The sequence below is a fragment of the Thermoanaerobaculia bacterium genome (genome assembly GCA_035717485.1).
Taxonomy (GTDB): domain Bacteria; phylum Acidobacteriota; class Thermoanaerobaculia; order UBA5066; family DATFVB01; genus DATFVB01.
The window spans coordinates 1-9,524 of record DASTIQ010000264.1 but is presented as its reverse complement, the minus strand read 5'-3'; the positions used below and the strand labels follow the sequence as shown (position 1 = coordinate 9,524).

Sequence of the window (9,524 nt, the reverse complement as noted above, 5' to 3'; positions counted from 1 at the left end):
CCGGTCGTCGTGCGGGAAGGGCTGCGGCTGGCCGCGCTCGAGCAGATTCCGGCGATCGTTCTCCACGTGATCGACGACCGCTTCCCGTATCCGGACCTCTTCGCGGTCAACAACCCGGACGTCGACTATTTCCTGACGCTCCGGGAAACCGCTCTCCGCCGGCTCCGCGAATGGACGGCGGCCGCGACGGGTCCGAGACCCGAGCTGGTCGTGGCGCGGGGAAAGCCGTCCTCCGTGATCCTCGAAGTGGCCGCCGAGCGGCGGCCCTCGCTCGTCGTCGTCGGGGCCCATGGACTGACCGGTCCCCGCCACCCGCACGCCCTCGGGGCGACGGCGGAGCGGGTCGCGCGGTCGTCCCCCGCCTCGGTGCTGATCGTCGTTCGCCCGACGGAATGAACGCCGCCGTCTTCGTGATCCTGTTCACGACGGGCGCCGTCCTCGTGGCGGGTTTCCTGCTGCGGGCGCTCCGGCGCCGCGGATTCGATCAGGATGCGTTTCCGACCGAGACGCGCAAGACGATCGGGCTGGCTCTTCTCGTCGCCGTCCTGATCCTCTGCGTCGTCGCGCCGTTCGCGTCCGGTCTCTCGGGACGGCCGGCGGAGCCGAAGGACCTCTCGCCGGTTTCGGCTTTCGCCCTCCATGCGGTGTTTCTGCTGTTCCTGATCGTCTGGTACGTGCTCTCGGGCCGACCGCCCATCCTGGATTTCCTGAAGATCCGCTCCGGCCGTCCCGTCCGGCTGCTCCTCGCGGGGTTTCCGATCGCGGCCTTCGCGTGGGGGGTCTCTCTCTGCGGGATGCTGGCGATCCAGTGGATCGTCTCGATCTTCGCTCCGGCGGGAGCGGCGCCGCGAATCTCCCCCGTCATTCCCTGGATCGTGGCCCTCCCGCTCGCCTTCAAGATCGCGATCGTCGTCTCGGCGATGATCTTCGAAGAGGCCTTTTTCCGATCCTTCCTCCAGCCCCGGATCGGCGCGATCGGCGCGACGATCTTCTTCACGCTCGCGCACGGCGTCTACGGCCAGCCGGTGATGCTCGTCGGGATCTTCATCCTCGCGTCGATCCTGGCGCTGACGTTCGAGCTGTACGGGAACGCCCTTCCCGGGATCGTCGCTCACGGCGCGTTCGACGCGTTCGAGCTCTTCGTCCTGATCCCGTTCGCGCTGAAATTCGTGAGCTGAGTCGTCCCGGGAGGGCGAGCGGCGCGGGCGTCTAAAGGGGCGTCTTGTCGAAGCCGGACCAGACCGTCACGTCGGTGCCGTCGACGGACCCCGCGGCGGCCGGGGAAGACCTCTTCCACGCCTCGAGAATCCGCCGGGCATCCGCCGCGTCGTCGGCGCGGATACGGCCGGCATAGGCAACCCGGTCTCCCGACGTGAAGAAGAGGAATCGGTCGGCGCGCCAGGCGGCGGCCGCCGCGTCCGCGTCGGCGACCGATGCTTTCCGGAAGAGGAAGCGGAGGGTCCACTCGCCGAGCGTGTCGGAATAGAGGAAGGCGCCGCCCGCGGGAGGCGCCACCGCGCGGTCCGCCAGGAGAGGGCCGCCGGGCGCCGGGCGGCGCGAACCGGCGTGGAGGATCTCGGCCGAGCTCGCCGGGAGCGAGCTCCAGAGCGCGTCGATCGCCTTCCAGCCGCCGCGCTTCCGGATCTGCCGCACGTACGCGGTGCCTTCGCTGTAGGGGAACAGCAGCTGCTCCGAAAAGAACGACGGAACCTTCGCGGCGTCCGGATCGAGGTCCGAGAGCGACGCGGTGAGCAGGGGAGCGAGCATCGCTTCGACGCCGTCCTCGCCTCCCGGCAGGTCCTTGACCGCGCTCTCGATCATGACCTCGGTCGCCTCCCCTTCGAGCAGGGCGTCCATCGCGAGCGCCGCGTCGCCGTCGCTCTTCAGCGCGCGGAGGCGGCCGTCGAGAGAGAGGTACTGGTCCTGCAGGGCATGGGTCAGCTCGTGGGTGAAGACGAGCGTCTCCTCCATTCCGCCGAACCCGCCGAGGCGTTCCTTCCCGGAGCTCGAAACGAAGAACCTTCCCTCGGCGGGGTCGTAGAAGGCGAGGACTTCGCCGCCGTAGAAATCGAGCAGCCGATCGAGCAGGTGCGGCAGGTCGGCGTCCGAGATCGCGCCGATCGCGGCGAGCGAGCGGAAATACGCCTCCGGAGCGACGACCAGTCCTTCCGAGAGCTTGCGGGAGAGCAGCGTGCGGAGCTTCTCGGGTCCGACCGTCTCCGACGGGACCGGCCGCCGGAACGTTCGCCCGCGGACCTCTTCCACGGTCTTCCTCGCCTCGGCGACCCGGTCGGAGACGGCGGGCGGACTCGCGGCGCCCGCCATGGAGAGGAGGGCTCCGACGACGATCGCGAGCCGTCCGAGGCGGGTGGCCATCTTGCTGCATTCTCGCATATCGGGTATCTTTTCGGCGATTTTGCCGTGATGAAAAACCGCGTGGCTCCCGTCACGTTGTCGATCGCCAGCTCGTTCGACAACATCGAACTCGCGCAGTTCGTGTGCGATTACGTGCTCCGGCCGTGGAAACTCTCGGCCGACACGACCCACGCGATCTCGATGGCGCTTCGGGAAGGGGTCGCCAACGCGATCAAGCACGGGAACCAGGGGGACACGGAGAAACGCGTGTCGCTCACCCTGCAGGTCGACGGGGACGTCTTCCGCATGGCCATCGCCGACGAGGGGGTCGGGTTCCGGCCGGAACAGGTCGCCGATCCGCTCGCCCCCGAGAACCGGCTCAAGACCTCGGGACGCGGCATTTTCTACATGAAGACGTTCATGGACGATGTGCGATACGATTTCTCGCTCGGCGGCACGAAAGTGGTCCTCGAGAAGAAGCTCGTAGCCGACGAACCAGAATAGGAGGAGATCGAGCCATGAAGGCGACCGTCCGCGAGTCCGGAAACGTATCCATCATCGAGCTGAAGGGGAAGATCACCATCGGCTCGGGAGACATTCAGCTTCGGGACACGATCACGCGGCTCCTCGACGCCGGGAAGAAGGACATCCTCGTCAACATGAACGAGGTGACCTCGATCGACTCCTCCGGCATCGGCGAGCTCGTCGGCTGCTACACGACCGTGACGAACAAGGGGGGGCGCCTCCGGCTGCTCCATCTCCCGCCGAAGATCCAGGACGTTCTCACGGTCACCCAGCTCATCACCGTTTTCGACGTCTACGAGAACGAACCGGAAGCCGTCGCCAGCTTTGGAAGTTGACGCGGCGCCGGGGACCTGACGGCTCCTTCGCGACTTTTTCCGAGCTCCACATCGGGCGGCTGGAGGAGCGGCTCTCCGCCGTCGTTCCGGCGGACGACTCTCCTCTTTCCTCCGCGATGCGCGCCGCGCTCCTTTCCCCGGGCAAGCGCATCCGCGCGCTCGTGGCGCTCGCGGCCGGCGTCCTCTTCCGCGGCGACCCGGCGGGTCTCCTCGACTTCGGCGCGGCCCTCGAGGCCGTGCATGCCGCCTCCCTCGTGTTCGACGACCTCCCCTCGATGGACGACGCCACGCTGCGCCGCGGACGCCCCGCCCTCCACCTGGAGTTCGGGGAATCGACGGCGATCCTCGCGGCCGTCGCGCTGATCAATCGCGCCTTCGAGCTCCTCGGCCGGAGCGACGGCCTGCCCGACCGGATCCGGACGAAGCTCGTCGCCGAGCTCGCCCGGGCGGCCGGGGAACCCGGCTGCTGCCGAGGCCAGTTCGCGGACCTGACGGCCGATCCGGCCCGCGCGACGCTCGACGAGCTCGAACGCATCCACGCGCTGAAGACCGGCGAGCTCTTCGTCGCCGCCGCGCGGGGCGGGGCGATCGCCGCGCGCGCGTCCGAGGAGGGCGTGGCCGCACTCACCCGCTACGCGAAGAACCTCGGCCTGGCGTTCCAGATCGTCGACGACCTCCTGGAGACGCCCGATGCCGCGGAGCGCACCGGCAAGAAGGCGCACGGCGAGGGGCACCGCGCGAACTTCGCGAAGATCCTGGGCCGGGAAACCGCGGTGACGATCGCCGGCGAGCTGACCGAAGCCGCCGCGAGCGCCGTCGAGCCTCTCGGGCCGCGCGGGCGGCCGCTCGCGGACCTCGCGTATCTCCTGCGGGACCGACGCTCGTGAGCGCTCCGCCGCCGCCGATCGACGAGGTGCGCGCGCGGCTGCGCGCGCAGGGATATCTCGACGCGGGAATCGAGAGGGCGATCTTCAACGCGCCGCGGGCGTCCGGCGCGATCCTTCCGTCCGCCGCGGCCGGGGCGGTCGCCTGCGTCGTCGCGTCCACGGCCGCGCTGGCCGCCCGGGGCGCCGTCGTGCCCGCCGGGGGCGCGTTTCTCGCGGCGGCCGCCCTCCTCGTCATCGAGATCCCGCTCGCGCTCGCGGCCGCGGCCGCGGTGCTGCTGGCCGCCCGGTTCCGCCGCGCGCCCTCGCGTCCCGCGCGCTCCGCTCTGATCGCGGCGGCCGCGGCGGCGATCCTCGTGTTCGGGCTCTTCACGGCGGGGGTGCGTTCGCTCCCCGCGTCGCCCGGGGCCCACCCCGCGCTCGCGCTCGCCGCGGTCGCGGTCGCGGCCTTCTATTTCGCGAGGGCCGCCCGCGCGACGTCGCTCTCCCTCGCCCTCCGGCGGCACGTTCCCCTCCCGGAGCGGCTTTCGTGGCGCCGCGGCGCCGCCGCGGCGCTCGCGGTGCTGCTCGGCGCCGCGTCGCTCTGGGCGTCGCGCCGGGAGCCGGGGGCGGCCTTTCCGCCGCTCACGATCTCTCCCCGGCCGGACGCGCTGGTGATCGTGGGGCTGGACGGCGTATCTCCGGAGACGCTCGGGCTGCTGGCGCCCGACGCCCCGCTCGTCCGCTGGCGCCGCGGCGCGGCGCCTCCTCCGGAGATCTGGACGACGATCGCGACCGGCGTTCCTCCATCGCGGCACGGGGTGGCGGCCTTCGAGCGGATTTCCCTGTTCGGAAAGGCCGCGCTCACGCCGCCGGCGGGGACCGGCTGGATCTTCCGCGGACCCCTGCGCTGGGCGAAGGCGACCGGGCGGGTGCCCGTGTCCGGCGCCGAACGGCGCGCCTGGACGTTCTGGGAGGTGGCGGCGCGCGCCGGGATCCCGACCGTCTCGGTGAACTGGTGGGCGTCGGAGGCCGTTCCGGGGGCGCGGGTCGTCGAGAACCGGGAGATCGCTCTCCGGGCCGCCAGCGGCGCCGAGGACGACGCCGCGGCGATCGCCGCGTTCCGGCGCGCGGAGGAGGCCGTGGCCCCCCGACTGGCGACGATCTATCTTCCCGGAGCGGACATCGACGGCGGACCGCTGTCCCGCCCCGCCCGGGAGTTCGTCGCGCAGCGCCTCGCGATCGCGCGGGCGGGCGGCGGCGCGCTCTGGCTCCTGGCGGACGCGGGCCGGTCCGGCGCGTCGGGCGGATGGGCGCTCGTCGATCCGGCGGCCCAACGAGCGTTGCCTTCGGTCCGTGCGGAAGACGTCGCGCCGAGCGCGATCGCGAGGCTGGGAATTCCGGCGGCGCGGGACCTCGCCGGCTCGGCGCGGGCCGACATGTTCCGTCCCGGAGCGCTCGAGACCGCGGCCGTCGCGACGTACGGAGAGCGGCGGCCGGGGGCGCCCGCCGCGCCGACGGAGACCGGCCGGGAGTACCTCGAGAAGCTGAAATCGCTCGGGTATCTCCAGTAGATCGAGCGCGCGGCGCGGAGGATGGGACGATGAGAGCGGTTTATTTCGAGAATCACGGCGGCCCGGAAGTGCTCCGGTTCGGTGAGAGGCCGGATCCGGAACCGGGATCGGGGGAGGTCCGCATCCGGATCCGGGCGGCGGCGCTCAACCACCTCGATCTCTTCGTGCGGAACGGGCTCGAGAACGTCCGGGTGCCGCTGCCGCAGATCCCGGGCGCCGACGGCGCCGGCGTGGTCGATCGGGTCGGAGACGGCGTGGAGGAGCTCTCCCCGGGAGAGCGCGTGCTGATCCAGCCCGGCCTGTACTGCGGAAAATGCGAGTACTGCCGGAGCGGCGAGCAGAGCCTCTGCGTGAAATTCCGGATCCTCGGCGAGCACTCGCCCGGCACTTTCGCGGAGTTCGCGGTCGTCCCGGCCCGCAACGTCTTTCCGTTCCCGGAGACGCTTTCGTTCGAGGAAGCGGCGGCGTTTCCTCTCGTGTACCAGACGGCGTGGCGGATGGTCGTCGGCCGCGCGGCCGTCCGGCCGGGGGAAACGGTCCTCATCCACGGGATCGGGGGAGCCGTGGCGTGGGCCGCGCTCGCGATCGCACGGATGTGCGGAGCGGAGGTCTTCGGGACGTCGTCGGACGAGGCAAAGCTCGCGGCCGCCCGCGATGCCGGCGCCTCCCACGGATGGAGCTCGAAGGACGACGTCGCGCGGCGCGTCTCCGAGGCGACGGGACGGCGGGGCTGCGACGTCGTGATCGACTGCGTGGGCGACGCGACGTGGATGATATCGTTGCGATCGGCGGCCAAGGGGGGGCGAATCGTGACCTGCGGCGCCACTTCCGGGCCCAATCCCAGGGAAGAATTGCGCTTGATCTTCTGGAAACAGCTCTCGATCCTCGGCTCGACGATGGCGAACGACCGTGAATTCCGCGCCGCCGCGGCGGCCGTCTTCTCGGGGCGGCTGAAGCCCCGGATCGATTCCGTGCACCGCTTCGACGAGGCGGCCGCGGCATATGAACGGATGGAGTCGGGCCGACAGTTCGGCAAGATCATCCTCGTCCCGGAAGGAACCGCATGAAGATTCCGCTTTCGCATGCCCACGTCACCGACGAGATGAAACAGGCCGTTCTGCGCGTCATCGACTCGGGGCGCTTCATCCTCGGCCCTGAAACCCGCGCGTTCGAGGAGGAATTCGCCGCGTCGATCGGGACCCGCCACGCCGTCGCCGTCGCCAACGGCACCTCGGCGATCCAGCTCGTCCTTCAGGCGCTCGGCGTCGAGCCGGGCCAGGAGGTTCTCGTTCCGGCGCACACGGCGTTCCCCACCGTCGAGGCGGTGTTCGACGCGGGCGCGACACCGGTGTTCGTCGACATCGACCGGACGTACACCGTCGATCCGGCGGACCTCGAGGCGAAGATCACGGCGCGCACCGTCGGCATGGTGCCGGTCAACCTGTACGGCCATCCGGTCGACGTCGGGGCGATGCATCGGATCGCCGACCGGCACGGCCTCTTCTGGATCGAGGACACGTGCCAGTCGCACGGAGCCAAATGGGGCGACAGGACGATCGGCTCGTTCGGCGACGCCGGGGCGTTCTCCTTCTATCCCTCGAAGAACCTGACCGTCTTCGGCGACGGCGGGATGGTGACGACCGATCGCGACGACCTGGCGGCCGCGATCCGCCGTCTCCGGGACCACGGGCGGAGCGACAAGTACACGCACGAGGTCGTCGGCTACAACATGCGGTTCAACGAGATCCAGGCGGCCGTGGGACGGATTCAGCTCCGGAACCTCGCCGCCTATTCCGACCGCCGGCGCGCCCTCGCGCGAGGCTACACCGAGGCTCTCGCGGGAATCGTCGAGACGCCGCCGGAGCCCGCCGGCGGCGAGGCCGTCTACCACCTGTACGTGATCCAGACCGACGCGCGGGATGCGCTCGCCGCGTTCCTGAAAGAGCGCGGAATCGAGACGGGGGTGCACTACCCGCTCCCGAACCACCGCCAGCCGGCGACCCTCGCGCGATTGAAGCCCGCTCCGCCGGCGCTCCCGGAGACCGAGCGGATCGCCGGACGGATCCTGTCGCTGCCGATGTTCTACGAGCTCTCCGACGCCGAACGCGATTTCGTGGTCGAAACGGTGAGGGAGTTCTTCGGGAGAGCGGCGTGAAGCCGCGTTGGAGCGTGGCGTGAAGCCGCGTTGGAGCGCGGCGTGAAGCCGCTTTGGAGCGTGGCGTGAAGCCCCTCTCGATCCTGCAGGTGCTCGAGAAGGGGCACTTCAACACGGGCTCGGTCGTCCAGATGTTCCAGCTCGCCGAGAACCTGCATCGCCGCGGGCATCGCGTGGCCGTCGTCTCGCGAGGCGAGGGGCAGATCCGCGAGCGCTGTGCGGCGGCCGGCGTCGATTTCATCGGGCTCCCGATGCGAAACGAGTTCGACCTCGGATCGGCGGCGAAGCTCGCGCGCCTCTACCGCGAGCGCGCGGTGGACGTCGTCCACGTCCACAAGGGAATCGCGCATTCCGTCGCGCTCGCGGCGACGTTCCTCGGACGGAGGAAGCCGGCGATCGTCGTCAATCGCGGCGTCTCCTTTCCTCTCGACGCGTTCAACCGGACGAAGTTCCACGTCCGTCTGGGCGCCGTGGTCACCGTCTGCGAGGACATCAAGAAGGTGATCGTCGCCTCGGGAAGGCTTCGCCCCGACCAGGTCCGCGTGATCTACGCGGGGGTCGACCTCGACGTCTTCGATCCGGCGAAGCTCGACCGCGGCGAGGTGCGGCGGGAATGGGGCGTGGGCGGCGAGGACTTCCTGGTGGTGCAGGTCGGCGCCCGCGAGTGGAAAGGGTGGAAGCATCTCGTCGACGCGACGGCGCTCGCGCGGCCGCGCATCCCGAACCTGAAGACCGCGATCGTCGCCTGCAAGAACGAGGAGCAGAAAGCGGAGGTCGCGGCCTACGCGGCGGCCCGCGGCGTCGCGGACGCGGTGCTTCCGATCGGCTTCCGTTACGACATGCCGAAGGTCCTCATGGCCGCCGATCTCGCGATCGACCTCTCCTACGAGGGTCTCGGCGTGACCGGGACGATCCGGGAAGCGATGGCGCTCGGGAAGCCGGTGATCGCGACGGCCGCCGGCGGGAATCCCGAGCTCGTCGTCGACGGCGAGTCGGGGCTGCTCGTGCCGGTGAAGGACCCCGCCGCCGCGGCGGAGGCGATCGTCCGGATCGCGGCGAATCCCGAGGAGGCGTCTCGGCTCGCCCGCGGCGGACGCGCCCGGGTCGAGGCGGGCTTCTCGTCGAAGGTCCGGCTCGACCGGATCGAGGCGCTCTATCGGGAGCTCGCCGGCTCCGTCGGGAACGAGGCCGCGGCGTGAGTTCGTCGATGTTGCGGGACCTCCCGGAAGAGGAGCGTCCGCGCGAGCGCCTCGACCGCCTCGGCCCGAAGGCCCTGGCGCACCACGAGCTCCTCGCGATCCTCCTCCGGACCGGCCGCCGCGGCGAGAGCTCGGTGGCGCTCGCGCAGGCGGTCCTGAAGGAAGCGGGCGGGCTCGCGCGTCTCTCGACGCTCTCGGCGGGGCAGCTCGTGAAGCTCCGTCTCGGCCGGGTCCAGGCGCTGACCCTTTCCGCCGCGATCGAGCTCGCCGCGCGGATGGGAAGCGACGAGGTCGCCCGCGAGAAGTTCTCGAGCCCCGAACGCGTCGCCACCTACCTGACGCGGCTCTATGCGCGGCGCACGCAGGAATCGACGGGAGTGCTGCTCCTGGATGCGCGCCACCGGCTGCTCCGGGACCGGGAGTGCTACACGGGGACGATCGACCGCGCGCTCGTCGAGCCGCGCGAGATCCTGAAGCAGGCGCTCCTCGAGGACGCGGCGGCGATGATCCTGTACCAC

Annotated in this window: 11 protein-coding genes; 10 read left to right on the top strand and 1 reads right to left on the bottom strand. The window is 70.7% G+C overall.

Annotated features, from left to right (window positions below; translation table 11 throughout):
• Positions 1-396 (top strand): universal stress protein (locus tag VFS34_13840; protein ID HET9795530.1); only part of this gene is annotated, 396 nt, incomplete at its 5' end.
• A complete protein-coding gene (locus VFS34_13835) occupies positions 393-1,178 on the top strand; it encodes a CPBP family intramembrane glutamic endopeptidase (protein HET9795529.1) in 786 nt (261 codons plus the stop codon). The genes VFS34_13840 and VFS34_13835, both read left to right, overlap by 4 nt.
• Positions 1,179-1,209: 31 nt before the next feature.
• On the opposite strand, the gene VFS34_13830 is transcribed toward VFS34_13835, so the two are convergent.
• Positions 1,210-2,376, bottom strand: coding sequence for a hypothetical protein (locus VFS34_13830; GenBank protein ID HET9795528.1), 1,167 nt, complete (start codon positions 2,374-2,376; stop codon positions 1,210-1,212).
• A 48-nt stretch (positions 2,377-2,424) separates the two neighbouring features.
• On the opposite strand from VFS34_13830, the gene VFS34_13825 reads away from it, so the two are divergent.
• The 8 genes from VFS34_13825 to VFS34_13790 all read left to right on the top strand — a co-directional run.
• Positions 2,425-2,859: an ATP-binding protein gene (locus tag VFS34_13825; GenBank protein ID HET9795527.1), complete on the top strand. Its 435-nt coding sequence runs from the start codon at positions 2,425-2,427 to the stop codon at positions 2,857-2,859.
• Between the two features lie 14 nt (positions 2,860-2,873).
• Positions 2,874-3,215: an STAS domain-containing protein gene (locus VFS34_13820; GenBank protein ID HET9795526.1), complete on the top strand. Its 342-nt coding sequence runs from the start codon at positions 2,874-2,876 to the stop codon at positions 3,213-3,215.
• Positions 3,212-4,102 (top strand): polyprenyl synthetase family protein, encoded by an 891-nt coding sequence (locus VFS34_13815; GenBank protein HET9795525.1) that lies wholly within the window; start codon positions 3,212-3,214, stop codon positions 4,100-4,102. The genes VFS34_13820 and VFS34_13815 overlap by 4 nt, the downstream gene beginning before the upstream one ends.
• A complete protein-coding gene (locus VFS34_13810) occupies positions 4,099-5,652 on the top strand; it encodes a hypothetical protein (GenBank protein HET9795524.1) in 1,554 nt (517 codons plus the stop codon). Before VFS34_13815 ends, VFS34_13810 begins: the two co-directional genes overlap by 4 nt.
• A 29-nt stretch (positions 5,653-5,681) precedes the next feature.
• The gene (locus VFS34_13805) at positions 5,682-6,719 is read left to right on the top strand and encodes a zinc-binding dehydrogenase (protein HET9795523.1); all 1,038 of its coding nucleotides are present in this window, start codon (positions 5,682-5,684) and stop codon (positions 6,717-6,719) included.
• Entirely contained in the window at positions 6,716-7,807 is a 1,092-nt protein-coding gene (locus tag VFS34_13800) for a DegT/DnrJ/EryC1/StrS family aminotransferase (GenBank protein HET9795522.1), read from the top strand. The genes VFS34_13805 and VFS34_13800 overlap by 4 nt, the downstream gene beginning before the upstream one ends.
• 65 nt (positions 7,808-7,872) lie before the next feature.
• Positions 7,873-9,006 (top strand): glycosyltransferase, encoded by a 1,134-nt coding sequence (locus VFS34_13795; protein ID HET9795521.1) that lies wholly within the window; start codon positions 7,873-7,875, stop codon positions 9,004-9,006.
• Positions 9,003-9,524: UPF0758 domain-containing protein (locus VFS34_13790; GenBank protein HET9795520.1), on the top strand; the 522-nt coding region annotated here is incomplete at its 3' end. The genes VFS34_13795 and VFS34_13790, both read left to right, overlap by 4 nt.

Excerpts from the sequence above, each read along its gene's own strand:
- VFS34_13835 (HET9795529.1), top strand. The coding sequence starts at position 393 with ATGAACGCCGCCGTCTTCGTGATCCTGTTCACGACGGGCGCCGTCCTC.
- VFS34_13830 (HET9795528.1), bottom strand. The coding sequence starts at position 2,376 with ATGGCCACCCGCCTCGGACGGCTCGCGATCGTCGTCGGAGCCCTCCTC.
- VFS34_13825 (HET9795527.1), top strand. The coding sequence starts at position 2,425 with ATGAAAAACCGCGTGGCTCCCGTCACGTTGTCGATCGCCAGCTCGTTC.
- VFS34_13820 (HET9795526.1), top strand. The coding sequence starts at position 2,874 with ATGAAGGCGACCGTCCGCGAGTCCGGAAACGTATCCATCATCGAGCTG.
- VFS34_13805 (HET9795523.1), top strand. The coding sequence starts at position 5,682 with ATGAGAGCGGTTTATTTCGAGAATCACGGCGGCCCGGAAGTGCTCCGG.
- VFS34_13800 (HET9795522.1), top strand. The coding sequence starts at position 6,716 with ATGAAGATTCCGCTTTCGCATGCCCACGTCACCGACGAGATGAAACAG.